General features: G+C 38.8%; 21 protein-coding genes, 1 tRNA gene and 3 pseudogenes. 10 read left to right on the top strand and 15 right to left on the bottom strand.

Annotated features, from left to right (window positions below):
* From HMPREF9449_RS16710 to HMPREF9449_RS05200, 9 genes and pseudogenes are all read right to left on the bottom strand, one after another.
* Positions 1-506: pseudogene (locus HMPREF9449_RS16710) on the bottom strand (hypothetical protein); the annotation flags it as partial.
* A 12-nt stretch (positions 507-518) separates the two neighbouring features.
* A complete protein-coding gene (locus HMPREF9449_RS05235) occupies positions 519-1637 on the bottom strand; it encodes a glycosyltransferase family 4 protein (RefSeq protein ID WP_009136199.1) in 1119 nt (372 codons plus the stop codon).
* On the bottom strand, positions 1634-2827 hold the full coding sequence (locus HMPREF9449_RS05230) for a glycosyltransferase (RefSeq protein ID WP_009136198.1): 1194 nt from the start codon (positions 2825-2827) through the stop codon (positions 1634-1636). Before HMPREF9449_RS05230 ends, HMPREF9449_RS05235 begins: the two co-directional genes overlap by 4 nt.
* Before the next feature lie 2 nt (positions 2828-2829).
* Entirely contained in the window at positions 2830-3750 is a 921-nt protein-coding gene (locus HMPREF9449_RS05225; protein WP_040611225.1) for a glycosyltransferase family 2 protein, read from the bottom strand.
* Entirely contained in the window at positions 3713-5137 is a 1425-nt protein-coding gene (locus tag HMPREF9449_RS05220) for an O-antigen ligase family protein (RefSeq protein ID WP_009136196.1), read from the bottom strand. The genes HMPREF9449_RS05225 and HMPREF9449_RS05220 overlap by 38 nt, the downstream gene beginning before the upstream one ends.
* Entirely contained in the window at positions 5130-7316 is a 2187-nt protein-coding gene (locus tag HMPREF9449_RS05215; protein WP_009136195.1) for a GumC family protein, read from the bottom strand. Before HMPREF9449_RS05215 ends, HMPREF9449_RS05220 begins: the two co-directional genes overlap by 8 nt.
* Before the next feature lie 2 nt (positions 7317-7318).
* The gene (locus tag HMPREF9449_RS05210) at positions 7319-8116 is read right to left on the bottom strand and encodes a TolC family protein (protein WP_009136194.1); all 798 of its coding nucleotides are present in this window, start codon (positions 8114-8116) and stop codon (positions 7319-7321) included.
* 2 nt (positions 8117-8118) lie between these two features.
* Positions 8119-8859 (bottom strand): annotated as a pseudogene (locus tag HMPREF9449_RS05205) (sugar transferase); the annotation flags it as partial.
* A 397-nt stretch (positions 8860-9256) separates the two neighbouring features.
* On the bottom strand, positions 9257-9634 hold the full coding sequence (locus HMPREF9449_RS05200; protein ID WP_009136192.1) for a response regulator: 378 nt from the start codon (positions 9632-9634) through the stop codon (positions 9257-9259).
* A gap of 599 nt (positions 9635-10233) precedes the next feature.
* On the opposite strand from HMPREF9449_RS05200, the pseudogene HMPREF9449_RS05195 reads away from it, so the two are divergent.
* The 6 genes and pseudogenes from HMPREF9449_RS05195 to HMPREF9449_RS05170 form a co-directional block, all read left to right on the top strand.
* Positions 10234-10590, top strand: a pseudogene (locus tag HMPREF9449_RS05195) (response regulator); the annotation flags it as partial.
* 44 nt (positions 10591-10634) lie between these two features.
* Complete coding sequence (locus HMPREF9449_RS05190; protein WP_009136190.1) at positions 10635-11762, top strand: hybrid sensor histidine kinase/response regulator; 1128 nt, start codon at positions 10635-10637, stop codon at positions 11760-11762.
* Between the two features lie 5 nt (positions 11763-11767).
* Positions 11768-12832 carry a mannose-1-phosphate guanylyltransferase gene (locus tag HMPREF9449_RS05185; protein WP_009136189.1) on the top strand — a complete coding sequence of 355 codons (1065 nt, stop codon included), beginning with the start codon at positions 11768-11770 and terminating at the stop codon, positions 12830-12832.
* 50 nt (positions 12833-12882) lie between these two features.
* Positions 12883-13536, top strand: coding sequence for a uracil phosphoribosyltransferase (gene upp / locus HMPREF9449_RS05180; protein ID WP_009136188.1), 654 nt, complete (start codon positions 12883-12885; stop codon positions 13534-13536).
* 287 nt (positions 13537-13823) lie between these two features.
* Positions 13824-14294 (top strand): heavy-metal-associated domain-containing protein, encoded by a 471-nt coding sequence (locus tag HMPREF9449_RS16400; protein WP_009136187.1) that lies wholly within the window; start codon positions 13824-13826, stop codon positions 14292-14294.
* 295 nt (positions 14295-14589) lie between these two features.
* Positions 14590-15534, top strand: coding sequence for an alpha/beta hydrolase (locus HMPREF9449_RS05170; RefSeq protein ID WP_040611224.1), 945 nt, complete (start codon positions 14590-14592; stop codon positions 15532-15534).
* A 57-nt stretch (positions 15535-15591) separates the two neighbouring features.
* Here the strand turns inward: HMPREF9449_RS05170 and HMPREF9449_RS05165 are convergent.
* Positions 15592-15663, bottom strand: a tRNA-Met gene (locus HMPREF9449_RS05165).
* A gap of 180 nt (positions 15664-15843) precedes the next feature.
* Between HMPREF9449_RS05165 and HMPREF9449_RS05160 the strand changes: the two genes are divergently transcribed.
* Complete coding sequence (locus HMPREF9449_RS05160; protein WP_009136185.1) at positions 15844-16380, top strand: GNAT family N-acetyltransferase; 537 nt, start codon at positions 15844-15846, stop codon at positions 16378-16380.
* Between the two features lie 307 nt (positions 16381-16687).
* Positions 16688-20119 carry a hypothetical protein gene (locus HMPREF9449_RS05155; RefSeq protein ID WP_009136184.1) on the top strand — a complete coding sequence of 1144 codons (3432 nt, stop codon included), beginning with the start codon at positions 16688-16690 and terminating at the stop codon, positions 20117-20119.
* Positions 20120-20218: 99 nt separating this feature from the next.
* Here the strand turns inward: HMPREF9449_RS05155 and HMPREF9449_RS05150 are convergent, their stop codons facing one another.
* The gene (locus HMPREF9449_RS05150; protein WP_009136183.1) at positions 20219-20923 is read right to left on the bottom strand and encodes a phosphatase PAP2 family protein; all 705 of its coding nucleotides are present in this window, start codon (positions 20921-20923) and stop codon (positions 20219-20221) included.
* 148 nt (positions 20924-21071) lie between these two features.
* Positions 21072-21491, bottom strand: a complete 420-nt coding sequence (locus HMPREF9449_RS05145; RefSeq protein ID WP_009136182.1) for a thioredoxin family protein — start codon at positions 21489-21491, stop codon at positions 21072-21074.
* Between the two features lie 164 nt (positions 21492-21655).
* Between HMPREF9449_RS05145 and ispE the strand changes: the two genes are divergently transcribed.
* A complete protein-coding gene (gene ispE / locus HMPREF9449_RS05140) occupies positions 21656-22483 on the top strand; it encodes a 4-(cytidine 5'-diphospho)-2-C-methyl-D-erythritol kinase (protein WP_009136181.1) in 828 nt (275 codons plus the stop codon).
* Between the two features lie 59 nt (positions 22484-22542).
* Complete coding sequence (locus HMPREF9449_RS05135) at positions 22543-22863, top strand: hypothetical protein (RefSeq protein ID WP_009136180.1); 321 nt, start codon at positions 22543-22545, stop codon at positions 22861-22863.
* A gap of 57 nt (positions 22864-22920) precedes the next feature.
* On the opposite strand, the gene HMPREF9449_RS05130 is transcribed toward HMPREF9449_RS05135, so the two are convergent.
* The 3 genes from HMPREF9449_RS05130 to HMPREF9449_RS05120 form a co-directional block, all read right to left on the bottom strand.
* Positions 22921-23463, bottom strand: a complete 543-nt coding sequence (locus HMPREF9449_RS05130) for an HdeD family acid-resistance protein (protein ID WP_009136179.1) — start codon at positions 23461-23463, stop codon at positions 22921-22923.
* Between the two features lie 304 nt (positions 23464-23767).
* Entirely contained in the window at positions 23768-24619 is an 852-nt protein-coding gene (locus tag HMPREF9449_RS05125; RefSeq protein WP_009136177.1) for a mechanosensitive ion channel family protein, read from the bottom strand.
* Positions 24620-24685: 66 nt separating this feature from the next.
* Positions 24686-25714, bottom strand: a complete 1029-nt coding sequence (locus HMPREF9449_RS05120; protein WP_040611223.1) for a hypothetical protein — start codon at positions 25712-25714, stop codon at positions 24686-24688.
* Positions 25715-25754 lie beyond the last annotated feature (40 nt).

Raw genomic sequence — 25754 nt, 5'->3', positions numbered from 1 at the left:
TGTGTAATACTGAGGTATTGGGATTGTTTTTGCATGATCTGGGAAGTGTTGCGTGCCAGATCATACAAAGCTTTATCCTGAAATAATTCCGTTGCTTGTACGGTTCCGTCGGGGTTTTGTATGATCCCGGTTTTATGAATATTCTCTTTGATAGCAATTAATTGATGAAGGATTTCCTTCATCGTTTCCGGTAGATTTTCAATAATAGTATTTTTTTCTTTTCGGATACCATAAAATACCGGAAACAATTTTAACAACAAGGAAGTAATGATGCTACTGATAATCGTCAGAATCGTGATTTTTAAACCTGCTAGGAGTTGCGGTAAAGAAATACTGATATTTTCCGGATCGAAATGCAGAAGACTGTAAATGATTCCAATAAATGTTCCCAATAATCCCAAAGAAATGACTATAGAATTTAATGTCTGACGGTTATAATGGAATTTTCCTACAAAGGGAAAAAGAAAAATAATCAGCGAGTAGATAATGGGAAACAAGGTATTCATAACTAATCACATTTAGGAATTCAGGTTTTGATATATATTTAGTACTTGGCGGGCTGTGGCTTGCCAGGAGAATTTTTTAACTCTTTCCAGCCCATAAGCTATTTGTTGTTTATAATAACTGGGATCGTTTTCGAGTTTTAGTAGTTCACCGGCTATCGCATTTTCATCTTCTGGAGAAATGAGAATGGCCCCTTCTCCAGCGATTTCCGGTATGGCGGAGGTGCAGGAGGTGATAACGGGAGTGCCGCAGGCCATGGCTTCGAGTAACGGAATACCGAAACTTTCCCGGAGAGACGTATAGAGAAATACTTTTGCTTTGTTGTAAATGGCCGGTAAATCAGCGTGAGTAATATAACCCGGGAAATAAAGCATCGGTTTGATTTCTGATATGTTCTGTTGTGCAAGAATACGGTCAATCACTTTTTCTTCCAGATCGGCAATCAACAAGGGCAAGGGATGCGTAGACTTTTTTAGGTAAATACTATAGGCCTTTAAAGTACGGGGGGTATTTTTTTTCGGATCTGTATTGCCTAGGAAAAATAGATAATCATCGTGGGGGATATATTTCCGAATGATTTCAGAAACATTTTCTAGGGGATGAAAACGTTGATTATAACCATTATGAATAGCTATGATTTGCTGTTCAGACAGATCTAGTGTTTCCAGAATATGATTACATTCGAATTGCGATACCGTGATGATTTTTTTACATTTAGGTAGAATTCTGGGCACGATAAAACGCCTGTAGTACCAGCCCATGTTTTGATAAATGGAAATATTGCTGGCGGCTCTTTTTTCTAGAAAGATAATATCATGTAAAGTGAGGATCAGGGGTACTGAACAATAAAGGGGAGCTGTGTTGCTCGTGCAATGAAGCAAATTTGGATGAATTTTCCGTATTGCTTTGGGAAGGGCGAACTGTTCCCAAAGTGGATAAGTGGGACATTTGAGTTCAAGGATGTGAAAATTGTTTGTAGCATTCAGACAATGATCAGAACCCGGAGCAACCAGAATATAATACTCGTTTATGGTGTCAATTTTTTGTAACTCCCGAATCGTTTCAAGAGCTACGAAATCCATTCCGTGTTTATTGGTCCTAAATAGGCGTTGAGCTTCTATAGCGATTTTCATTTTTCGATGTTTTTATTGTTTGAGAGGGTCTTTTTCTCGGTGTGTACGAATTTAGTATTTGCACCTTTTAAACGAAAAAGATTGATGACCATCATAAAAAACAAAATCGGCAATTTATGGATAGACTTCTTAAAGTTTTCATCTACCATTTTGTCGGGGATAGCCAAACAAAGAGTGATCCCCAGTAGAATAAACAAAGTCCACCATTTTAAGGCCAGTGGCCAGTCAACGATCTGCATGATACAGCCCATAATAATGATGCCTCCGAACAAAATCAAGCGGGGAGGAAGCATCCATTGGATGAGCTTATCACAGTAATCGATATTCCCGCTGAGAATAGCTTTCGGAAGATCCCGGACTACTCGTCCCCATTGGGCAAATTGAGTGGCCAGCCAACGCCGGCGTTGGTTATAAAATCCTTTTTCTTCCTGAGTCTTCTCATCGTATACATAAACATGGTCGAGGAATTCGATGAATATCCTTTGCTTTAATAACAGGGCTTCGAGTTCTTTATCTTCCCCGGCAGAAGATAGTTGGGCCACATTCTTGCGAAACCATTTGTAATCGAAAGCCATGCCAGAACCAATCAGAGCGGAAGAGATTCCAACGCGGACGTGTCCCCGGCGGAATATAGTGTTATTGACTTCTTCGCTGACTCCATCTAAAATTGCTATCTCAGTATTCCGGTTTTTAGCTGTACGATGTGTCTGGATCGCCATTACTCCGGCATCCATAGCTTTGTTTATCTCTTGCAAAAAGTTTGTGTCAACAATATTATCGGCATCGAGGATAATTACAGCATCGAATTTATCGGGCGGTAGGCTATCTATGGCTAAATTGAGAGCTTTAGCTTTAGAACTGTTGTCGTATGAAGCTTTCAATAAGGTGATGGGTAATTGCGCCAAACGTTCATTCGTTGCATTTTGCATATGGTCAGAAATAACGACGATTTCAAACCGTTCCCGGGGATATTCCTGGCAAAGAAAAGAACGTATGCTATCTTCAATGATCAGATCTTCTTTATAAGCAGGGAACAATACGGCAAAGCGATGTTGACGACGAGCTTCTGGATAACGTATGTCACGTCGTATAAGAGAAACTATCGTATAGAACAAGGGATAGGCCACAATAAGCGCTGCCACAATCCAACAAACATATTCAATAAAATAGAATATTTCCCTGCCATTCATTCTTATAATGTTTTATTTTTTAGACAAATAAAGTCTGTAATACCTTTTGTAATTGCTTTTAATTGTGAGGTTTTACAAGATGACAAATTTACAATTAAATTTTTAGGAATAGCTATACACACCTGATAAAGTAGGGCTATTACCCGGGCCATACCCTGGCGATTGCGCCATGCATATAGTAAACGGTTGCGGGTGAGGTAATAGGTTTTTAGCGGGCTGTCTGAGCCTGTCGACTTGCTTTCTTTGTGATAAATAGTACAACGCGGCTCATAGTATAATTGGTAACCTTTGTTAGCAATATGATTGCACCAATCCATCTCTTCGTAGTAAAGAAAATAGATTTCGGGCATAAGTCCTACCTTTTCGACAATATCCTGTCGTATCATCATGGCTGCTCCATGAAGAAAGGCAGTAGGTATGGTACGTTCGTATTGTTTTTTGTCGGGTTCGTTGTATCCGATACTTTTATTGCGTAAGGTATAGCGGCTCATAGGGGTGAATCCGGCATATTGGATGTGCTGCGGAGGAGCTGCAAATTTGATTTTAGGGGAGACGGCAGCCGCTTCGGGATGTTGAGTGAGCGTTTCGCATAGATAAAATAGGGTGTCATCTTCCACATAAGTGTCGTTATTGAGTAGAAAGATATATTTACCCCGGGCTTCGCAGATACCTAAATTATTTCCTCCGGCAAATCCCCTATTTTTCTCACTCCGGATTGTTCGAATAGATGGAAAACGTTGTTGGATCAAAGCCGCTTCATTTTGCCGGGAACCATTATCGACGACGATGATTTCATACGTACACCGATGTAAATGTGCCTGTAAAGAGACAATCATTTCACAAGTATCCTGTAAACCGTTGTAATTTACTGTAATAATTGATATATCAGGTTGTGGTAACATCCGTTGTTTGTTCTTTGTCATAATAAGGTATGGTAAACAGGAAAGCATATAAAATACTCATGAGTATGCCATTGGGGTAAGTCGTTACGTCGTTTGCATAAGCTGCTACCAGCACTCCTGATATACCGGCTATAAAAGCAATCAATATGCCTTTGAGTTTTTTATCCTTGACCACGAATACAGCTATATAGCTGGCTTTAGCTAATATAAGTAATAAAAGTGTGAAATAAAGCAGCAGACCGACGATGCCTGTTTCAATCCAAGTAGCGGTATGGGATGAATCTGGCGGTAATTTTGCCAGAGGAGTATCTACATTGAAACGGGTAGCTCTGCCACCGCTAAGTCCTAATCCGATTCCAAAAGGCTTGTCTTGTAACAAAGGGATCATTTTCTTTTTATTGATCACCCGAACTTGCATGGATGCGTCGTCTTTATCGAAAGTGGTGCGCATCCTGCGAATTAGCGAATTCTCATTTCCGATATTGGTTTGGGTAAGGAATAAAAGAGAAGCCGTCAATATACAAATTCCAAACAACATGTATTTTATATTTCTGCATAGGATGAGATAGGTAACTAACCCAACGATAGGAATGATCACTGCACTACGGGTACCAGAAATCATAAGTCCGTAAAAGGAAGCTACGGCTGTTCCCCAGAAAAGGAATTTTAACCAAATAGGACGTACATAAAAACCGATAATTCCAAAAATAGTCATCGACAATCCCATGGATGTTCCGTAATTAGCTGCGTCAGAAAAGAATGAAAAATAGCGTACGCCAGAATAAATGAAATGTGTCCGGGCTCCTCCTTCGACTAATAACCAATAAAGTTCAGCAGAATCAAAACCGTGGTTTCTTTGCCAGTAGCCTTTTGCTGCAGCTAAGAGGCAAAGAAAAGCCCAGAGAATTAATAACCATTTCAAATCTTTATAGCGGGTAAAAAGTATCGGAATTAAAATAGCACTGAGCAATGGAAAAAAGGCATAACCATTAATGGCGATGTTCCATGCTTGTATTACGGACGTGGGATTGAATATTTCCAAAAGACAATAGACAAACCAAATCAACCAGATAACCGTTAAGAAATTCCGGCTTCGTTTCCAGTCGTATGGATGAAATATATTTTTCAAAAAAACCAATAGGAGAAGCCCTAATGTGAGGCCTAGCATAATCATACCCGTTTTCATGGGAAAATACCGACTAATACCCATGATAAAATAATTTATGACAAAAAAGGCATAAAAAGCGAGCTGTCCGTGGAATATGCCGGCACATCCTATTCCTATTACCGGAAGAATAGCAAAAATCAGGGCCGGGAGAATCCCTTCCCGTATAACCAGCTGATAAATGATAAATACACCGGCAATAAAAACAAAAGGTACTCTATATGAAATTACATTTTTAAACATTCAGATGTTGCTCCTTTGCCGTTAAACCTAGTTGAGAAATTCGGTAGAATAACTTTCGGAAAAAGGTATAAGGAGGCATTAAACCGTTAATTTCTTCGGCTGCATCCCGATTGGTATAATTGAGTACAATGAAAAACGGCGTATTCCCGCACATTTCGCGGGTACGTTCAAATAATTGCTGATCTGTATTTTTCCATGTACGCCGGGAATCGATGATCTGTAAATTCAGATTGGCCCCTTGCAAAATATTGGAGGTTAACGCAGCATCTTTTAGTGACGGATATTCTACCAAGAATACGTTATCTTTTTGACGGGAAGACGTAGTTCCTTCTAACTTTTCTATATCCAGTACTTGTATGAAGGATTGTGCATCCGCTTGATGTTCCTCATGCCAGGATAACTGAGTGACCTCCATCCCTTGGGCTGTGAATTGTTTTGCAAGTTGTTGCATAACATAATTCTTGCCTTCTCCGGATTGATTGCTGATGAGGTTTATAATATTATTCTGGTTCGGCTTAAAGTAAGTGATGGCATAATTACATAAAGTACGGGCTGACATTTCGGTGTAAGTTTGATTGAATCTACGGGCACGTAAGTTGAGCGGACGGGTAAATACGCCGAGTACGCGGCTCCCCGTGATCTGTTCGGCTTTGAAAACATAGCGTAGGGTACGATCTAACACTTCGATAATCAGGAAAAAGAAAATAGTAAATAACAAAGTTGCCAGATAAGCTCCGATTATTAATTTTTTCCGGGGGTGTATGGTCGGTTTTAATGGATAATACGGATCATTCATCGGTTTCAATGTAGAAGATGTCATTTGCAGATTTTTCTGACGTAAAATAGCTGCATTTAAGGCATCTAAAATTGCCATATACCTTCGTTCATTAATATTGACATTTCTTTCTTTGCGGGTTAATGTCGAACCGATAGGAGCAAAGTGGACATATTTCTTATCCATTTCAACTTTACGTTTGCTCAAAACCTTCAGTTCTGCCTCTGCTTTTTTAAAAGCAAGAATCTGAGTCAGCCATTCTTCAATGATACTTGAATTAGCAATACCCTCTTTGCTATGTTTTAAATACCCCATTTTCTGAAGCGATTCCGATAAGGCCTTTTTATTCGCTTCTAGTTCCCGGTTTAAAGAATCGATTGTTTGTTGGGGCAATACTATTTGTGAATAATATCTAGCAACCGCTAGTTTTTCATTGATTTCGCTAATTTTATTGTTATACAGAATAAAGGAATTATTATTTTGGATGATTTCAGTATTGAGTTTCATCCTTTTTTCTAATTCATGGATTAAGCTGTCTGCGACCATGTACGTATTTAAAGATTCCCAGTATTGTAATTCATAGTCACGATTTAAAGCCGCTACGCTTCGCGTTTCTTCTGCGTAATTGATAACTTGATTTTCAACACGATATTTTGTTAATGAATTTTCGGATTTTTCTAATTCTTTTCCAATCCGATTTAATTCTGCCCGGAAGTAAGCGATAACATTATTGGTTTCACCGAAGCGAAGTTCTTGGTATTGTTTAATAAATTCATCTACTAATATTTTAACCGTTTGGTAAGTAATTCCGGGATCGTCTGTGGTGTAGGTAAGTTCTATGATATCACTTTTCCCAATCCGTTCTACTTGAATTTTTTGTAAAGATTCCCGGTTTACATAAGGGAGATTCCACTGGTAAATACCATATACATAATTGGATTTATCGTTGGTTTCATAGGCTATCAGATTTTCATAAGTTCTTTGTTCATTGATGGAATCATTCGAAGAACTTTTATCAATCAGGTGATGGATCGATTTGCCGTGATTATATAATCTCCGGTAGTTGCTGGCCTTTACATAAGTATTATCTTTTTCTGGATTGCCATACACCATAATACGGGCATATAAACGTAGAGAAACCTGTTTGAGTGTCTGGTCTGCAGTAATGATATTTAATAAATTTTCCATCATACTGCTCTGAGTATAACTGGTTGTATTTATTCCGCTTTCAGATAAAATACTTACTCCCGTAATAATACCGGTATATACGGAGCAATTGGTCGTATATTGCTCCGGCATATGTTGTGTTTTCCAAAATACCAGTAAAGCGACAATAAATGGCGTAAAAAGTAACCAATAGCGGATACGATAAAAGAATTTAATAAAGTAAGTAATGTAATTCATCTTTATTTGGTAATAATTTTTGTATTACTAATAATCTCTAATTTAAGAAATAGAATATTAAGTGTATTAATAATATTTTCATATTCTGTCAAGGCTAGCTGATGGCTATGTTTCAGATCACTTAGCATTCTGTTTTGTGTCTGATTATTGTTGATAAAATCTGCTTCTGAAGAGGTATAATCAGCATCGTAAAGTGTCAGAGATTCTGTTGCAATTTTCAATAATTTCAGTTGATACTGAATGTTACAGTATATTTCTATGATCTCGTTTTTAATTTCGTTGAAAACGGCCTCTTGTTCATATTGAGATTGTATGTAGACTTCTCGTTGTTTTCTGACTTTTGAACTTTGGTTAAAAAGACTGTTTAACGGAATATTGACATTAGCTCCGATCGACCAGCTGCTTTGGGTTGCTCCGGAATAAACGGTTGTCAAGGGATTGTATTGAGTTTCGGTATCTGTATAAGTTCCTAGAATGCCGTAAGTATAACCGGCACGTACTGAAAAATATTGCAGCCAGTCCCTGCGGGTTGTTCTCAATTCTGCACGGCTGGCTTGCATAGCCGCTTCTACAGCTTTTAACCGGGGATTGTTGCGTGCACTTTCAAATAATGCTTCCAAGGGGGGCAAATGATAGTTGCGGAATTCGTCTGTGGTAAGAGTTACCGGCTTATAATTTACCGTATCCCGGAGAATGGTGATTTTGTCGTCGTCTTTTTTTCTTCTTTTGCGTTCCTGAGCAGTGCTTTCCAGAAAGCAGCCCAGTAAAATAATACAGAGTAGAATATATTTAATTTTCATGATTATACATTTTCTTTTTGAATAAATGCCGTAAAGGTGCGGAAGATAAGTTTCATATCGAACCAGAAAGAAAATTTCTGGGCGTATTGGATGTCCAGTTGTTTGCGTTCTTCTGCCGACAGTATGCCTTCTGTTCCTCTTTTTTCTACTTGCCAAAGTCCTGTCAGGCCGGAAGGAGCCATGTAGCGTTCGATGTATTCGTCTGAAGTGAGTAGTTCTGCTTCGTAGAGGGGGAGGGGCCGATTGCCAACGACCGACATATCCCCTTTTAAAATATTAATTAATTGAGGCAATTCATCGATACTGTATTTCCGGATAATCCGTCCTACCCGGGTAACGCGGGGGTCGTTCTGTATTTTCACGAAATTATTGGCTTTCAATTTTTTCCGGCGAGCCAGGTATTCTTCTTCCGTGAGCCGGAAATCATCTCCTACCAAAACGACCTTTTCCGATTTATCGGGATCCTGGTAATAAATTTTTTTTGTCAAGGAGGTCGTATCCTGATATTGATTGTTTTTTTTGAATTCGTCCAAGCGTTTATCTGCATCGACATACATGGAGCGGAATTTTAAAAAACCAAAAATCTTATAATTGGTTCCGACCCGTTTGGAAGTATAAATGATAGGTCCTTTGCTCTCTAAACGTATTGCAAGAGCTGTCAGGATAAGCAAAGGAGATAATATAAGCAGGGCGCTCCCCGAGGCAAGGATATCGAATAATCTTTTCCAAAAGGGTAGGTGAAAAGCCTGGGTGGAATCTTGTTTATATTCTGTTTTTTTGAGACGGGGTAATAAAGAAAGAATTTGTTGTAAAGTTTCTTTCGGAATGTTAGCATCCACAATTTCACTCACTCCCGAACTGATGTAATTGGAGACCAATTGAGCTGAAACTTGCGAACTAATCAGTATAATATACTGATTTTCAGCCATCTCCTTTTTCAGGGCTTTTAATTTTTTGATATTATTATCTGTATCTTCCGATTCCAGAAAGAGAAATAAAGGATTTTTATCTGTAAATTTATGGGTAGATACAAAATTACAGCTTGCTGAAAGCGTATCCAAAACGATCGGTTCCGTATCTGACAAATCCGTAAATTGATTGATCCAAACCGGATTTTTCCCGAAATATACAAATTCCATTTTATCTTTTTCTGAGTATGTTACGAACTCTGATTTTCAATTCCTGGGGATTAAAAGGTTTCAGAATAAAGTCGTCTGCTCCGATTTCCAGTAATTTAATCCTTTCTCCGCTGTTTTCCAGACTCGAAAGTACAATAACAGGTATTGAAGTAAACATGGAACTATTTTTTAACGATTGTAGAAATTCAAAGCCATTCATTTCAGGCATATAGACATCGGAAATAATTAATTGCGGAATATGCCCCGAATGCAACCAGCTTAAAGCTTCAATAGGCCGGCTGAAATATATTACATCATATTCCAAAGACATCTGTATTTTTATGACTTTAGCAATTTCAGGTTTATCGTCTACAACAAGTATTTGAGGTTTTGTATCCATTATTTATACAATTTATGTTAAATTATTTATGCGAAAATGAATGTAGTTTTAGCTTATCCAATTTAAATGTTCCTTTTTTTTGGTCATAATTTTCTCCTTCAATTAAATATAGATCTTTCTTTAAAAAGAAACTATTTATAGAAACTTGTTTCCCTATTCGTTTTATAATCAATCACCTATGACAATAGACGCCTTCTTCTGTAAATTTGAATAGTAGAAAACTATTTCTTAATATTCTCACAAATTATCCGAACGTTATTTTTTATGTTTAATACAATTAAGTGAGTAGCTTATTTATTTTATTGAAAAAAATTGTTAAGACATTATAATATTGCTTTCCTCACCTTTTGAATCTAAACTAACAAAGGTATAAAAATAATATCAATAAGTACTGACTTTCTTTTATTTTTTAAAGTTTAACTCCTATTAAAGTCTTGAAAGAAAATATCAATTTGGAAAAAAATGTTTAATTTAACCGCTTCAAAAATAAGATATTTTTATGTAATAAAAGAAAGATTTTATTCGTATTAAAAGAAGGAAACGATAAGGTATTGAAAATAAGAGATAAATTAAAAAATGCATAGATTATGGAAGATGCAAAGGGCGTAATCCTGGTGGCGGAGGACAATGAAAGTAATTTCGATTTATTGAATGTAATTCTGAGAAAAGAATATTGTTTAGTGAGGGCTGAGAATGGAGAAGAAGCGGTACGTTTATATAAAGAGTGCAAGCCGGATTTGATTTTAATGGATATAAAAATGCCGGGGATGGATGGTTGGGAAGCTACCCGGCTTATCCGGGAGATTTCTGCAGATATAATTATCGTTGCGGTGTCGGCTTATTCTTATGAATCAGACCGGATTAAATCATTAGAAGCAGGGTGTAATGAATTTATAACAAAGCCAATAGATATACATTTATTAAAAACATTGATAAAAAAATATGTTTTTAAATGATATAAGTTGTATTTTTGCCGGATTGAATACAAATAGAGGTTTGCATGAATATGAAGATTGATCCTTCCGAATATAAAATTTTAATTGTCGATGATGTTTCTTCAAATGTCTTGTTGATGAAAGCTTTATTGGGGAAGGAGAAGTATAATCTTTTGTCGGCCATGAGCGGTATAGAAGCTTTGGATTGTATTGCGCGGGAAAGGCCTGATTTGGTTTTGTTGGATGTGATGATGCCGGGAATGGATGGTTTTGAGGTAGCCCAACGTTTGAGGGAGGATGAAAAATACAAAGATATACCCATCATTTTTCTGACGGCTTTGGATGATTCACAAAGTGTAGTCAAAGGATTTAAAATCGGGGGAAATGATTTTATTTCTAAACCTTTTAAGAAAGAGGAGTTGATGATTCGGATTAGTCATCAACTGTCATTGGTCGCTGCTAACCGGATTATCGTGCGGCAAACGGAAGAATTGAAAAAAACGATAGATGGGCGGGATAAATTATATTCAGTCATTGCGCACGACCTCCGTTCTCCGATGGCTTCCATGAAAATGTTGCTCAATACATTGATGATGAGTGTGACTCGGGAAAATGTCAGTCCTGATATATTTGACATGCTTGAAATGGCGAATAAGACTTCAGAGGAAGTATTTGCTTTGTTGGATAATTTATTAAAATGGACTAAAAGTCAGTTGGGAAAATTGACTGTCATCCCGCAAATCGTAGATATTGCAGAGTTAACGAATGGAATGATAGAGGTGATTTCTTCTGTTGCTGCTGTGAAACAGATAGAAATAAAGATGGACACGGAAGATAAATTTTATGTAAATGTGGACATCGAAATGATAAAAAGTGTGGTACGGAATCTTTTATCCAACGCCATTAAGTTCAGTAATCCTCATTCGGAGGTACATGTAAATGTCCGGGAAGAAGGAAATGAGATTATTGTCACAGTGTCAGACCATGGTTTAGGAATTAAAAAAGAGGATCAACCAAAGTTGCTCAATGAAGTGACTCATTTTACGACTTTTGGTACGAATAGTGAAGAAGGATCCGGCTTAGGGTTGTTGCTTTGCCGGGATTTTGTGTTACATAATAAAGGGCATTTGTGGTTTGAATCGGAAGAGAATGTAGGGTCAACGTTTAGCTTTTCGCTTCCGAAAGCAATATAAATAATATGAGTAACAATCATTTGGTGATAATGGCTGGGGGTGTAGGAAGCCGGTTTTGGCCAATGAGCACCCCGGAGAAACCCAAGCAGTTTATAGATGTTCTGGGTACAGGCCGAACTTTATTACAGTTGACGGCTGATCGGTTTACCGGGATTTGTCCCCCTGAAAATGTGTGGGTAGTCACTGCGGAAAAATACAGGGATATTGTAAAAGAACAATTGCCGGAAGTTTCAGATGATCACATTTTATTGGAGCCTTGCATGCGTAATACGGCTCCCTGTATTGCTTATGTGAGTTGGAAAATAAAGAAGAGATATCCAGAAGCAAATTTAGTTGTTTCTGCTTCCGATCATATCGTAACGGACGTAGAAGAGTTTGTCCGGGTGATTCGAAAAGGATTGGAATTTACCGGATCCGAAGACCGGATTCTCACGCTGGGTATGAAACCTACCCGTCCGGAAACAGGGTATGGTTATATAAAGATGGAGCGGGAAGCCTTAGGAGAAGGAGAAATCAGGAAGGTGGAAGGTTTTAAGGAAAAGCCGGACCGGATGACAGCAGAGAAGTATTTGCAGGAAGGTGGATATACCTGGAATTCCGGTATTTTTTTGTGGAGTGTTTCTACTGTAGAAAAAGCTTTTCGGTCCTATCAGCCGAAAATGTCGGCCTTATTTGATTCGCTGGAAGATTATTTTTATACGGAAAAAGAGCGGGAAATTATTGGTCAGAAATTCCCGGACTGTGAGAAGATTTCTGTAGATTATGCCATTATGGAGCATGCGCAGAATATTTATGTTTTCCCGGCAGATTTTGGATGGTCGGATTTGGGAACCTGGGGATCTTTGTATGAACTTTCGGGAAAAGATAAGGAAGGAAATGCGATTATCGGCCAGAGAGTAAAAATGGTAGAATGCCGGGATTGTATAGTGCATTTATCCGGAGAGCATCAGATTGTGTTACAGGGATTGGAAGGGTATATTGTAGCGGAACAAAATGGAGTGATTTTAATCTGTAGGAAAGAAGAAGAACAGCGTATTAAAGAATTTTCCTATGGAAATAAACAGTCTTAATAAAGGGGAAAAAATATATTCAGAAAATATTTTATAAACAGAGAGTTGTTATGGTCCATATTATCAGTGCTCAGCATTCTATATGTAATCGTTTTTTAGCCGAAATCCGGGATCGTGAAAAACAAAAGGACCGGATGCGTTTCCGGCGGAATATGGAAAGGGTAGGGGAAATAATGGCTTATGAAATCAGCAAGACTTTTACTTATACGAAGTGTTGTGTACAAACTCCGATAAACCCGGCCGAAGTAATGGTTCCGGCTAAATCGGTTGTTATTGCCACTGTCCTGCGTGCCGGTTTGCCTTTTCATCAGGGGTTTTTGAATTATTTTGATGATGCGGGAAATGCTTTTATTTCTGCCCGGCGTACTAGTTGTGTTGACGGCCAAGTGGAAGTGCGTTTTGATTCGATTTATACACCGGATTTAAGAGGGAAGCAACTTTTATTGGTTGATCCCATGTTGGCTACAGGTTCTTCACTGGTTATTGCATATCGGGAATTGTTGGCGCAGGGATGCTGTCCGGAACATACTCACATTGCTGCTGTGATTGCCAGTAAACAGGGAGTTGCCTACGTCGAAAAGGAATTGGCGGGGGAACCCGTGACAGTTTGGACGGCAGCTTTAGATGAGGCTTTGACTGAAAAATTTTATATTGACCCGGGGATTGGGGATGCCGGGGATTTGGCATTCGGAGAAAAAAAATAATGCTCTAAATAATACTTTCTGTCGGATTGGAATTTCGGGTCGAAAATAAACAAATGCTTTGCTGATCAGCGGTAGGAAAAATTTTTGTTTATTGTGCTTCTACCCGGAATCACAAACCTGTTCGTTAGAGGGGAAAGTACCCCCTTTATTGCTTATCCTTTTGTGAGTCGTATCATGGGCAATAAATTCCGTTAAGGTGGATTATATTGTATTAATTTTCAATTTATTAGGTAACATTTTTGTAGAAAGTTCGTTCGTATGATATATAACCTTAAAATTAAAATATCATGAACAAGGAAAACAAAAACATGGAAAATACCGGTAACAGTACTTCAAAGGAAACAGGAAGCACGAATAGGTCTACAACGGATAAACATACTGCTGAAAGTGAAAACAGAAAGCAGGGAGAAGGCCGGAAAGAGAAGATGGAGAATGAAGATAAACAGCAAGGAGATATGAAAACGGGCGGAAAGCAGGAGACACATACGAGCAAACAGGAAGGAAAACATTCCGGAGGGAAAAAGGAGGGGAAAGCAAAAACAAAGACTGTAAAATATAAGACGAATATGAAATGCTCGGATTGCGTAGACAAAGTAAAATCGCAATTGAACGACTTGGACGTAATTGAAGCATGGTCATTGGATTTGGAAGATCCGGATCGTATTCTGACAGTAGTAATGGATGAAGAAGGAGATATAGCTGTCATCGAGTCCATATTTACGGATGCCGGTTATGTAGCAGAAATTTATGAATGTTAAAAGAATCGGTTAAATACAGGTTTAAACCGGAAGTGTTCCCTGTCCCTTACTATTTTAAGAGAACAGGGAACATTTTTATTTTATAGAGTGAATAGAAAACTATTTCGGGTAAAAGCCCCTTTTAACCCTGCGTCAATTTATCCCTAGCTTCGGTGAAAATAGAAGGGTATGGTTTTTCCTGGAATGCAGATTCCTGTTTCGTTTATATTGAATTTAGGCGGTAGAATGCATCGGAATAAGTAGTTAAATTTTATCTTTGTAGAGATAAAAGGAGGTGTATTATACGAAAAATACTATGAAAAATAAGCTGTTTAGGGGATTTGGTATTCTATTGATTTTGTGCCTTATCGGAATTGCGGGGGGTAGTTTTTATATGCTGAGTTATTCTTTGACGCCGGATAAAGGGCAGAACGATGAAGACCGTTCGTATCAAAAAATGGTAGCTGATTATCCTTTCCTGGAAAAATGGGTAGACAGTCTGAGGGGGATTTCTGCCCTGAGAGATACCTTTATCGTCAACCGGGAAGGGATGCGGTTGCATGCTTATTATATCGCTGCGGGGGCTCCGACCTCCCGTACGGCAGTTGTTGTGCACGGGTATACAGATAATGCTGTCCGGATGTTCATGATCGGTTATATGTATGAGCGGGAGCTGGGATATAATGTTTTATTACCGGATTTGCAATATCATGGGCGAAGCGAAGGGAAGGCAATACAAATGGGATGGAAAGATCGCTTGGACGTAATGGAGTGGATAAATGTGGCCGATCAGATATTCGGAGGGCATACTCATATGGTCGTACATGGAATTTCCATGGGGGCTGCTACTACCATGATGTTGTCGGGGGAAGTTTTACCCGCATGCGTAAAGTGTTTTGTTGAAGACTGTGGATATACAAGTGTATGGGAACAATTTTCTAAAGAATTGAAAGAACAATTCGGCTTACCGGCCTTTCCTTTGCTTTATACGGCGAGCTGGTTTTGCGATTGGAAATACGGATGGAATTTTCAGGAAGCCTCCGCTATACGACAAGTAGAGAAATGTCAGTTGCCGATGTTGTTTATACACGGAGACCAGGATGCTTATGTCCTTACTGAAATGGTTTACGATTTATATAAGGCGAAACCGGAACCCAAACAATTGTGGATTGTACCGGGCGCTGCACATGCTGTCTCTTATAAAGAGAACCCTAAAGCTTATACGGAAAAAGTCCGGGCTTTTCTGGAACGTTACAATTAGGCGGAATATTTTTGAGAAGAAATAAAAAACGAATCGGTTTTACCGATTCGTTTACAGTAGCGGGGGCCAGATTCGAACCGACGACCTTTGGGTTATGAGCCCAACGAGCTACCACTGCTCCACCCCGCAATCTATTCAAACTACTTTCTCTGTTTGACGGTGCAAATATAGAATGTTTTTTTTAAATATCCAAATTATAGAAAGAAAATCTGATAATTATACGAATTGCCGGAAGCAGAAGTTGAAACTCCTTTTGGTATAGAGGATTTTGTACTATTTTTGTGAATATTACAACGAATGTAAATAAAAATGGAACTCAGAAGAATAACTCGAATGGAAGATCCGCAGTTGCCGGAAGTGATTGTTTTATATCAGCAGGCTTTTCCTGCTTCAGAAAGGAGAGAGGTGAATCAATTGAAGCGATTAATTGCCGGGCAGTCTTCTATGTTTTTTCATGTAATAGAAGAAGGGGGAAAACTGGCAGGTTTGTTTGTCTATTGGAAACTGGCAGATTTTTATTATCTGGAACATTTGGCTGTATGTCCGGAAATGCGTAATCAGAAAATCGGTCAGAAAGTATTGGATTATATTCGGGAACATTTGTCTGGTGAACATTTACTGGAAGTGGAGCCGGCCGTTGATGAGATCACCACCCGAAGAATAAATTATTATCGCCGGAATGGCTACGAGATTGTAGAAAAACAATACAGACAGCCGGCTTACGACAATCCGGAAAAGAGCTATCCTTTATGGTTGATGAGTAATAGGGATTATCCGGATCGAAGAGAGCTGGCCGAACATATTCAAGTGATAAAGGAAGAAGTATATTATAAGCCTTGTCTTTGAAGGCAGTACTTAAAATTAAACTCTTGCTCCTTTTTTGCAGAGAGGGTGAGGTCCCTTTCTGAAGATAAATTTTTCAGCAGAAAATATGATATTTCTTAAAAGAAATCAATTTTGCTTGTTTTTAGAAAGAAAGAACAGAATGAAAAAAAATATCATTAAATTCGCCAGAAAGCTTTCTAAGTACAGGAAAATTTCTATCCAGACGCTTTAGAGGGGATAACTGAGATTTTGTGGTGGAGAAAATAGCGCCGGTTGCTGTATTAGGGACAACGAAAATAAGTAAAGGATCCGATAAAAATAAAGGTGTATGAATGACAAAGATGTAAAGAGGAAAGAAACGACTGGCGAAAATGATTTTGTTTTGAAGTCGTTGAAGATAAGTAGTCGTGCGGAGGTTGATGAATACGGCAGGAAAGATTACCGTACTGTCTTTGTACAAGAAGGCCTTACAACTTTATATGTGGATCTGGAAGGGGCCTGGGAGGGAAACGGCAGGCCGGAAAGTGAAGGGGAAATAAAGTTTACATTATTTCGGATAGAAGAAAAAGGAGCGTTAGGTTTAGGTGCCCAAGTTGGTAATTGGAAATTGGCTACCTCTCCTATGTGTAGTGTGGAGTTTCAGGCAATACAAGGGGGCTATGAGAAATTTCCGGTAGGTATATACGGAGTGGTAGCCCAATGGAAGGAGCAGAGTATACAATCGGAACCTGTTTCTATTATGGAAGGGAACGGTGAACTTGATTTTTATTTCCGGCCGTTGCAAATCGGTATCGACAAATGTTGTCGGGAAACGGAAGAGGAAGCCAGACAGAGAAATCATTCTTTTTCGTCATTGGATATTCGTTGTTTAGAGGACGTCTGTTTTTATTTTTTGGCAGAGAATCAATTGAGCCGGGAGTGGGTTTACGAATTTGTGATTCAGCTTGTCGGTTCGGACGGTTGGGTGAAAACGAGGCGAGTACTAAAAGGGAAGCAATTTATTCAGGGGGAAGATGGAAAATTGTTTTTGTGTTTTTCCGTTAATTTGGGAGAAAAGAGGGAACATTTTTGGCAGAAAGGTGAATATACACTACAGGTATTCTGTTTCGGAAAGTCTGTCGTAAGTTTGAGATTTGAGCTGGGTGATAAGGAGATCCCTTATACTTATCATCGGGAGTTGGTATCCAGGGATACGGCTGTGTCTGCCCGTTCGTTTTCCGGAGAGGAAAAGAGGAAGGAGGGGGAGGTGTTGGACCGATTATATCGTTTGACCGGTTTGAGAAAAGTGAAGGAAGAGATTACCCGTATTTGCGAATATGCGGATTTTATACGGATCAGGCGGGAAAGCGGATTTTGTGACGATCTCCCTCTGTTGCATCTGTTATTCACCGGTCATCCTTCAGCGGGTAAAAATACGGTAGCAGAGATTATAGGAGAGCTATTCTGTTCTTTGGGAATTTTGTCCCATGGAAAGGTAAATCGTTACGAGCGGGAGAGTTTTGTGCAGGAAGGGTATGCCGTAGAAGAACAATTGGTACGGAAAGCTCTGAAAGAAAGTGAAGGTGGAATTTTGTTTGTGGATCGGGCCGGGGATCTATACGATGAAGCCAACCCTCAGGATCGCGGACGTATTGTCCTTCAGTTGTTATTAAATATTATTCAGCATGAAAAGCCGGAGGTAGTTATTATTTTATCAGATAGGGAGGATGTTTTTCCGGCAATGAGGGCAGAATTCCCTGAAATAGAAAAATGTTTTCCGAGACAACTTTGTTTTGAGGAATATTCTCCGGAAGAATGGATGGAGATTGCCCGACAGAAATTAGAAAAACGTCAGTATCGTTTTAGTCCGGCAGCAGCCGATAAATTTTATAAAGGATTAAAAAGACAATTGGCAGAAGGATCCGATTTTACAGAGGAGTCGTTTATAGATGAGCGGATAGAGAGCATGATCCAGAATATGGCGAAGCGTTTGATGAGTGGTGGAAAGCGGAAATTGGATAAAGCGGAAATGGTTTTAGTGCGGGAAGATGATATTAGCCCGGAAAGAGAGGGATCTCCTCTGGATTCTTTTGAAAGACTGAGTGATATGGTAGGAGCTTCCCCCTTGAAAAAAAGCATTTTACAACATTTGAATTATGTGTATTTTCTCCAGGAAAGACGAAAACAGGGATATGGAGAGGAGTTGCCGCCTTTACATATGGTATTTAGCGGAAATCCCGGAACCGGTAAATTGACGGTCGCTAAAATGCTGGGAGAAATATATTATTCTGCTGGTATTTTGAGTCGTCCGACAGTTGTAGTCCAGCATGCCAAAAATCTAAGGGGGAATGGGAATATACCTCCTGAGCAAGTCGTTTTAGCTTTGATGAATGCGGCTGAAGGGGGAATACTTTATTTGGAGAATGCTGCTTCTTTTTTGGAAAATGCTGCGGGAGCGGCTTATTTCGAAACTATTTTATCGTTTTTGTCTCCTGAAATACATGCGGGGACTATTGTTATTTTAGCTGATTATCCAGAAGAGGTAGATAAGATTTTTCAGATAAATCCGGCATTAAAGGATTATTTTCCCTATCGTTTTACTTTTAGGGATTATACACGGGAGGAGTTGCTCGCTATCATTGATCGTAAATTGAAAGAGAAGAAATATACACTACATCCTAAAGCGAAAGAAGCTTTTGAAAAATTGATAGACCAGGCCTTCGAGGTGCGGGAGAAACATTTTGGAAATGCTTTATGGATGGAAAAATTGGTAAATACGACTATTCATAAAATGTCGGACCGGCTGATGCAGGTTCGTCGGGAACGGGAGTTAACCCGTAAGGAACTGACGACAGTGATGGCGGTGGATGTCCCTGTCAGTTCTTTGGAAATTCCGGAATTCGCGAAAGATAAGTTCGACGATGCAGGGATTGATTTGGCCTTGAAGGATTTGGATCAGATGGTGGGACAGGAAAAGATTAAAAAGCAGATTCATGATTTTGTGGACCTGGCCCGTCATTATAGTGAGCAGGGGATAAAATTGAGTACTAAAATGTCTCTGCAATGGTGTTTTACAGGGAATTCCGGAATGGGAAAACGAGCGATGGCCCGGATAATTGCTCGTTTGTATAAAGCAATGGGATTGGTCGAGAAAGAGGTTGTTTCTGATTTCAAGGCTGATAAATTGTTAGGGTGCACAGAAGAAGAGGCACAATTGTTACTGGGAGAGGCTTTGAAAAAAGCGAATGGAGGGATATTACTATTTGATGAAGATTCGGAAAAACTGACAGAGATAGCAGGGATACAGGAAAGGATAAGAGCTCTTTTAGCGAATCAGTTGGCAGTACGACCGGGTTCTTGTATGGTGATATATGCCAGTCGGCAATCTGTCTTGCAAAATTCCCCGGGGGATGTGGAAAAGGTAACGGACCTGATTAATGTTTTAGTGTTTGAAGATTATACAACAGAAGAATTAATGCGGATACTGAAACGGAAATTGGAAGATGAACATTTGGTGATGAATCCTTCTGCCCGACAGCATATGCAGGAATTTACCTCCCGCTTAACAGCAAATCCGGAACGTTCGCAAAACAGTGCCCGCCTGATGAGAATTGTTGCAGAATTAATTATCCGCAACAGTATGCAACGTTTGGCTAAAAACGGGAAATTGAAAAATAAGACGGGAAATAAAATTTCAGTAGTGAAATCGGATGTCAACATGTTTACTGAAGATTTGATCCGGGTCCTGATGAATGAAAAGAAAAAGATCGGGTTTAAATAAAGGATAAAAAGGAGACCCGCTTTCCTGGTCTATGCATTGCTGATGGGCAACCTCTGGGGCGGAGGGGCGGAACTTCCTTCCTGAGAAAACTTGTTTTGTTTAAGAATAAAAGAGAGAATGGAAAACTATAAAGGCCATTGTCAGCAGTCCGATATAAATAATCCATTGTATATGGGGAATTTTACGTTGGTGTTCGATAAATAATTTTTCCGGTATGTCGTATTTTAAGAAACCGGCAATTTTAGGAACACGAAGACAATAACGGAATAAGGCATACAGGAGAAGGGCTCCGCTGAATCCTACCAGCATACCCATCGCTAAATCTCCCGGATAGTGTACCCCGATATAGATCCGGGAATAGGAATTCAAGGCAGCCCAGAACAAGATGAAAAGAGTTAAGAATCTATTTTTGAAAAGGAACATAAGGAAAAAGGCCAATGCGAAAGAATTGGCGGCATGACAGGAGGGAAAACCATAGCGTCCTCCCCGTTTGCCGTTTACAATATGCACGAATTCCGAAATCGGATTATTCGGATTCGAAGGGCGCATTCTTTCTACCAATGGACGAATAAGGGTAGCGCAGACCTGATCTGCATAAGTAATCGTCAGAGCAATTGCGATCACTGTCACAATACTTATCGAAGGACGGAAGTTTTTTAATAAAACGTATAAGATCGCGGCATACATCGGAATCCATGTCAGTTTCGCTGTAAAAGTCCACATAAAACTGTCCCAAAAGGGCGTATGGAATCCGTTTAGAAATAAAAGAAGTTGTTCGTCAGTTTGTTGTAATGTTTCTAGCATAAGCTCATTTTATCTGGACAAATGTATATTTAAATTTCTAAATATTTTCTGTCGCAATAAAAATATTGAGTAATTCTGCTAGCATAAAAAGGGACATAAAGTTTAAAAAATTCAAATTCTGAATTTTTTAAACTTTATGATTCTGTTTTCATTGCCCCATAAGTTTTTCATTGATGATTTCTACCAATTGTTCTTTCGGGCGTAATCCCGTTACCAGAAAAGGCTCTCCTTTTTTCGGAATGAAAACCATCAGGGGAATACTGGAAACATTAAACAAATTACTTAATTGTTTTTCTTTGTCTGTATCTACCTTGTAAATCTGTATTTTACTACCGTATTCTTTTTGGATTTCTTCCAAGATCGGGGCCAAGCGTTTGCAGGGGCCGCACCAAGTGGCATACAGATCAATAATAGCTGGTTTATCTCCTAAGTATTTCCACTCCTTATCTGTATCGTAATTCCAGATTTTTTCTTTGAACTGATCATTGGTAAGGGGCTCTACGGTTTGTGCTTTTGTTCCTATACTGAACGTAAGCAGCAAAATAAAAGGGATCAATACTTTTTTCATAGGTTTGGAATATTATTTCATGATGTAACGTAAAGAGAATTCTAAATGTTTTGCCCTCCCTAGGAATAAATTCGAAAGGAATATTATAAAGATTTAAAATTTTATACCTTTGCTTGGTTTCTGCTACAAATATAGTAAAGAAATAAGAAGAGAGATTATAAAATATGAGAATTTATCCAAATGCAAAAATTAATATCGGATTATCGGTAACGGAGAGACGTACGGATGGATATCATAATCTGGAAACTGTTTTTTATCCGGTTGGCTTGAGGGATGTTTTAGAGCTTAACCGGGAAGAAGGACCTAAAAGGGTTTGTTATTTTGAGAATACAGGAATAGCAATTGATTGTCCGGAAGATAAGAATTTAGTGGTCCGGGCTTATAAATTATTGGCTTCCGCATACGATTTACCGGCAGTACGGATTAATTTGTTTAAAACGATTCCCTTTGGAGCGGGTTTAGGAGGCGGATCTTCGGATGCTGCTTACACATTGAAAGCATTAAACGAATATTTTGAACTCCGGATTTCAGAAAAAGGACTGGAGAATTATGCTTCCCGTTTGGGGAGCGATTGTGCGTTTTTTATCCGGAATCGTCCTGCTTTTGCTTCAGGTAAGGGAGATGTTTTGGAAGATATGGCTCTTGAATTGGACGAATATGAAATTGTAATTGTAAAACCGGATTGTAAGGTATCTACGGCAGAAGCTTATGCCGGAATTAGTCCTGCAAAAGCGGTATTCAATTTACGGGAATTGAATTTACTACCCCTTACTGCGTGGAGAAAACAGGTGAAAAATGATTTTGAGACCACTGTTTTTGCTAAGTATCCCGCTATCCGAAAGGTAAAAGAGGAATTGTATAATAGAGGTGCTTTATATGCTTCTATGACTGGCAGCGGGGCGGGTGTATTCGGAATTTTTCCCAAGGGAGACGTTGTTTTGGATACCTTACAAGGAAATATTATTTGGAGGACAGATCGTTCGGTAAAATAGATTGTATCAAAATATTCGAAGATTCCGGTTATCAGACTGATATCGTAAAAAATAAAAAGATGAAAGCTTGTTTATTGGTTATATTGATTGGGTTAGTAGCCGCTTTTGTGGGGATTGTACCTTTGCTGAAAAGGAGAGCAGATAGATATATGCTTTTTTCTGTTTTTTTATTTTATTTCCTCATGCCCTATGTCGTGTACCATATAAAATTGCCGGGAATAAATGAATGGTTTACAGGTCCTGTAGTCACTTTGGTGTTGGTATTACCTTTGGTTATCGCTCAGGGAAAAGGATATAAAAAATGTATATTCCCGATGTTGCTTACAGCTATCGGCATTGGTTTTTTCATTGCTTTTATGGGACATTTCCTGGTGAATTAATACGATACAGCTTTATACTAGGTATGGAGCTGTATCGCAAAGAAATATTTCCTTCGGTTATTTGCGTAGAGCAAAAGAAAACATAACGGCAGAGATTCCGCCGAAAATAAAGGCAAGTCCCGTCCAGATGATAATATTAAATACGCCGAAGAGCGGATGGAAGATAATCAGGAAAGAAAATATCAAAGTCAGAATACCTCCGGCCAATACCCATCCCCAATTCGGAATACGGAAAGTTTGCATTTGAGTGGACCAACCAATAAAGTCTATTCCCAAAAACATCAATATAAATCCTACGGCAAAAGGTAAAATATCGATTGCCCATTCTAAATTGGCAAGTAATATAAATCCGATAATAAGATCTAAAATCCCGATAGCCAGTCCCCAGCCCCAATTCCTGACCCTTTGGTTGGAGAACGCATTTACGATTTCCCCGATACCGAAAAGGATGAACATAATGCAAAAATAAACGGCTAAAGCAAAATAAGATTCTACGGGATTCCGAAATACCCATATTCCGCAAAGGATGGATAAAATACCGATAATCAGCATTATCCACCAATACTTGTAAGTTCCTCTGTAGTTTTCCACTGTTTCCATTGTATTATTATTTTATCGATTATATCAATTTCAACGATAATACAACTAATTGGTTTTGATTTTAAGGGAAAAAGGATGTTTTTCAAACAAGAAGAACTTGGGAATAAGGAAGAGAAGGCAACTGTTTTACCGGGAACCCATAAAAATTTCGCTGATCAATGCGTGAAAGATTCCGACTGCTTTCTATGGGTTATCAGAACTTTCAATGCATTGATCAGCGAGTAAAAAGGTTTTTCCCCTTAAACAATCCCTTAGCCGGCTTCCAGAAGTTTTCTGTTTCTGAGGCCGGAAGAAAGGTCTAAGCCTAATTCTTTTCGGATGTTTTAAGGTGAACATCCAATTGCGGGAAAGGAATATTGAGATTTTCTTCGGCGAAAGTTTTATATACTTTTTCATTCATACTGAAAAAAACATTCCAGTAGTCTTCAGCATTTACCCAAGCCCGGACAACAATATTGACAGAGCTTTCTCCCAGAGAATTCAGAGCAATAAAATAAGTCGGAGAAGACAAGATACGGGAGTCCGCTTTTAGGAGTCTTTCGATAACGGCTTTGGCTTTTTCGTAGCTGTCTCCGTAAGCGATACCGAATTCCCAATCTACCCGGCGGGTTGGCTCTTTTGAATAATTTTTCATAATACCGGTGGATAAGCCACCGTTGGGAATGATGATGATTTTATTGTCCGGGGTAGAAATAATCGTATTGAAGATTTGAATTTCTTTTACTGTTCCGGTTTGTCCTTGGGCCTCTAACACATCGCCTACTTTAAAGGGTTTAAAAATGAGAATCATAATTCCTCCGGCAAAATTCTGTAAGGTTCCGCTCAAGGCCATGCCGATAGCGACACCTGCAGATGCAAATAAGGCTATAAAAGAACTGGTTTCTATACCCAGTACACCAATGATAACAATAATAAGGATGAAATTCAGCGTAATGCTGACCAGGCTTTTGGTAAAAGAAAAAAGAGAGGCTTCTACCTGCTTCTTCTCCATAATGGATAGGACAATCCGATTTAATTTTTTGACAATCCAGCGTCCAATCAAAAAGACAACAATGGCTGTTAATATACGGGAACCTAAAGAGGTTGCCAAATCAATGATTTTGCTTAAAAAAACATCCATTGAAATGTGAGAGGTGGAACTGAAAAATTCTTCCATAAATGCAAGTTGTTAAAGATAGATAATTAATTATTGAATACGATATTTTTAAATCTGCACAGTATACTATTGATACAGGTTTTCTGCTTGTTTTTTTAGCTCTTCATTTAATTCTTCGTTTATTTCCCATTTTATAATCAGTTGATTGTCTTTTATGCAAGCAGCTGTTATGATATAAGGTATGTGAAAATCCGCTTGATGGTGACTGGTAACAGAGATTTCATTTCCTTCTCTATCAAATTGCTGGTTGCTTTCGGTTTGACTGTTCATGGGTTCTATAGGGGCTTCTATAAGAGCCGTTTTTAGCCAGCTGAAACTCAACGGATAGTCGGATAAACGGGAAATATTGTATCGGACTTCAGGAGTAAATGCAATATTTTCAAGGTCTATGGTTCGTTCGGAAGAGAGAGGCATTTCCGGATAGGAAAAAGGAGGGGTAAAGACTACTTTTTGTCCGTCTATACTGGAGTGCATGGTGGTTTTTCCTCCTTCACTTTCTAATTTGAACTGAATAACTTCCAATTTTTTAAATCCGGAAACGGCAATATTGAGATGTTCTTCTATTTTTTCAGTATTTTCACTGATTTTCTGCGACCAGTAATTTTCTACCAGCATTCTTTTATTTCCGTCTTCTGTCTTCTGTACTTGGATAGCGACACAAATTTCACCTGTTTTGTATTCAAATTCCCGGAGTAACTTATAATCGAAAGACTTTATTATTAGTCTCCAGCTTCCTTGCATGATATTCGTATTATTCTCCATGCTTTCCTGAAGGACACTACTCGTCTTTTCCCCACTGGCCAGTCCCCATGAACAAATAGCCCGTACAATAGCTTGTTCCCGTGCTTTTTCTCTATCGGAAATGGGATCCGATATTCCAACAGAATAATCTTTTTGAGAAGCGAATACCCAATCCGGTAATGCATTCGTATCCGCAGAAACTTGTTGCCCGGACAGAGAGGAAGAACAGTCCATCCAGCTAAAAGTATAGAGAGAACTGAGGTCTGTTTTTTCTGGAGGAATTCCATAATTTGTTTTTACCCCTATGCAACAACCCAAGATTCCAGTAAAAATTTTACAATAAAGATTCATCATTTATTTTTAAGATCAATCGAATGAGACAAAGGTAGAATAA

The sequence above is a fragment of the Odoribacter laneus YIT 12061 genome (assembly GCF_000243215.1).
Classification (GTDB): domain Bacteria; phylum Bacteroidota; class Bacteroidia; order Bacteroidales; family Marinifilaceae; genus Culturomica; species Culturomica lanea.
The sequence above is the reverse complement of the archived record's forward strand: the minus strand, read 5'-3'. Positions and strand labels throughout refer to the sequence as shown.

Excerpts from the sequence above, each read along its gene's own strand:
- upp (WP_009136188.1), top strand. The coding sequence starts at position 12,883 with ATGGTCCATATTATCAGTGCTCAGCATTCTATATGTAATCGTTTTTTA.
- HMPREF9449_RS05155 (WP_009136184.1), top strand. The coding sequence starts at position 16,688 with ATGAATGACAAAGATGTAAAGAGGAAAGAAACGACTGGCGAAAATGAT.
- HMPREF9449_RS05135 (WP_009136180.1), top strand. The coding sequence starts at position 22,543 with ATGAAAGCTTGTTTATTGGTTATATTGATTGGGTTAGTAGCCGCTTTT.
- HMPREF9449_RS05235 (WP_009136199.1), bottom strand. The coding sequence starts at position 1,637 with ATGAAAATCGCTATAGAAGCTCAACGCCTATTTAGGACCAATAAACAC.
- HMPREF9449_RS05230 (WP_009136198.1), bottom strand. The coding sequence starts at position 2,827 with ATGAATGGCAGGGAAATATTCTATTTTATTGAATATGTTTGTTGGATT.
- HMPREF9449_RS05220 (WP_009136196.1), bottom strand. The coding sequence starts at position 5,137 with ATGTTTAAAAATGTAATTTCATATAGAGTACCTTTTGTTTTTATTGCC.
- HMPREF9449_RS05120 (WP_040611223.1), bottom strand. The coding sequence starts at position 25,714 with ATGATGAATCTTTATTGTAAAATTTTTACTGGAATCTTGGGTTGTTGC.
- ispE (WP_009136181.1), top strand. The coding sequence starts at position 21,656 with ATGAGAATTTATCCAAATGCAAAAATTAATATCGGATTATCGGTAACG.
- HMPREF9449_RS05125 (WP_009136177.1), bottom strand. The coding sequence starts at position 24,619 with ATGGAAGAATTTTTCAGTTCCACCTCTCACATTTCAATGGATGTTTTT.
- HMPREF9449_RS05215 (WP_009136195.1), bottom strand. The coding sequence starts at position 7,316 with ATGAATTACATTACTTACTTTATTAAATTCTTTTATCGTATCCGCTAT.
- HMPREF9449_RS05200 (WP_009136192.1), bottom strand. The coding sequence starts at position 9,634 with ATGGATACAAAACCTCAAATACTTGTTGTAGACGATAAACCTGAAATT.
- HMPREF9449_RS16400 (WP_009136187.1), top strand. The coding sequence starts at position 13,824 with ATGAACAAGGAAAACAAAAACATGGAAAATACCGGTAACAGTACTTCA.
- HMPREF9449_RS05170 (WP_040611224.1), top strand. The coding sequence starts at position 14,590 with ATGAAAAATAAGCTGTTTAGGGGATTTGGTATTCTATTGATTTTGTGC.
- HMPREF9449_RS05150 (WP_009136183.1), bottom strand. The coding sequence starts at position 20,923 with ATGCTAGAAACATTACAACAAACTGACGAACAACTTCTTTTATTTCTA.
- HMPREF9449_RS05145 (WP_009136182.1), bottom strand. The coding sequence starts at position 21,491 with ATGAAAAAAGTATTGATCCCTTTTATTTTGCTGCTTACGTTCAGTATA.
- HMPREF9449_RS05190 (WP_009136190.1), top strand. The coding sequence starts at position 10,635 with ATGAATATGAAGATTGATCCTTCCGAATATAAAATTTTAATTGTCGAT.
- HMPREF9449_RS05225 (WP_040611225.1), bottom strand. The coding sequence starts at position 3,750 with ATGACAAAGAACAAACAACGGATGTTACCACAACCTGATATATCAATT.
- HMPREF9449_RS05160 (WP_009136185.1), top strand. The coding sequence starts at position 15,844 with ATGGAACTCAGAAGAATAACTCGAATGGAAGATCCGCAGTTGCCGGAA.
- HMPREF9449_RS05185 (WP_009136189.1), top strand. The coding sequence starts at position 11,768 with ATGAGTAACAATCATTTGGTGATAATGGCTGGGGGTGTAGGAAGCCGG.
- HMPREF9449_RS05210 (WP_009136194.1), bottom strand. The coding sequence starts at position 8,116 with ATGAAAATTAAATATATTCTACTCTGTATTATTTTACTGGGCTGCTTT.
- HMPREF9449_RS05130 (WP_009136179.1), bottom strand. The coding sequence starts at position 23,463 with ATGGAAACAGTGGAAAACTACAGAGGAACTTACAAGTATTGGTGGATA.